Consider the following 1,282-nt stretch of genomic DNA (forward strand, 5'->3'; position numbering starts at 1 on the left):
TCGACCCCTATCTCCTGCGTGCAATGGAGGTGCTGAACCTCAGTCCCAAGGCGCCGCCGGATCGTTTTGACGAGGAGGGACTTCATTCCTTCTACTGGCAGTTCGCGCGCTCGCGTGTCGATCGGCTGGACATCATGCGCTTCGGGCGTGAGTTCATGACCCGACAGCCAGAAAACACACATGTTCTTTTGGACGCCTCCGTGACACATGTCGGCTTGAGTGCGGATGGATCCCGGTTCTCACACCTCGACGTCGCAAGCATGGAAGGCAAGCGCGCGCGCATCAATGCCGACCTATGTGTACTGGCGGCAGGCGGGATAGAAAATGCCAGGTTGCTGCTGGCGTCAAACGACGTGCACTCACCTGGAATTGGCAATTGCCACGATGTCGTCGGGCGGTATCTGATGGACCATGCAGGAGCATGCATTGGAAGGATCCCGACCGAACAGATGGCAGCGCTCGCCAAGCTCTTCGGCTTCTTTGGGGTTCACCACAAGGGCCGCGCACACATGTTCATGCATGGCCTGGCATTGACCTCGGAGATCCAGGAGCGCGAGGAACTGCTGAACGCCGCGATCTATTTTGCGACCGAGCGCGCACCCGACGACCCCTGGGACGCATTGAAGCAATTGGTAAGCCGGCGCAGCACGAATGTCCGGCGCGACCTGCGTTCGGTTGCAGCAGGCTCTGGACTCATCACCAAGGGAATCGGGATGAAGATGCTGTCTCACCCCCGAACGCCCAAGGCCTTCAAGGACCTTGTCGTCAATACCGCGATCAGCCTGTCACCAAACCTGGTCGCCGACGAGTTCCAGAGTCAAGGTGTGCCTCACAAGCTGGTTGGCTTGCGGATCGAGGCGATCTCGGAGCAGATCCCGAACCCCGACAGCAGGATAAGCCTCAGTTCCGGTAAGGACCGGCTTGGGGTCCCACTCGCCAAAGTCAATTGGCAGATCAACGATGCTGAACGCCAGACACTCGTCAGAATCGCCGAGCTCTCGCGCGCAGCCCTGATGAAGGCTGGCCTGCCTGCCCCGACGCTTGAAACCTGGGCACGTGAACGGCGGCCACAGGATATCGTCATCATCGACATGGCGCATACGCTTGGCACGACGCGGATGTCGGCGGACGCGAAAACTGGTGTCGTGGACCAGAATTGCAGAGTCCACGGCGTACATAACCTTTATGTTGCGGGTGGATCTGTGTTCCCGACCAGCGGCCATGCAAATCCCACATTGATGATCCTCGCCTTCGCGATCAGGCTGGCCGATCACCTGAATTC

The 1,282-nt window shown here is 59.3% G+C and carries 1 protein-coding gene; it reads left to right on the plus strand.

Features of this window, described 5'->3' with window-relative positions; all coding sequences use genetic code 11:
* Window positions 1-23 precede the first annotated feature (23 nt).
* Window positions 24-1,282, plus strand: a 1,259-nt coding sequence (locus EET67_RS25330) for a GMC oxidoreductase (RefSeq protein WP_128628919.1), incomplete at its 3' end; no start/stop codon positions are given.

It is taken from the genome of Borborobacter arsenicus (assembly GCF_003934165.1).
Taxonomy (GTDB): domain Bacteria; phylum Pseudomonadota; class Alphaproteobacteria; order Rhizobiales; family Rhizobiaceae; genus Pseudaminobacter; species Pseudaminobacter arsenicus.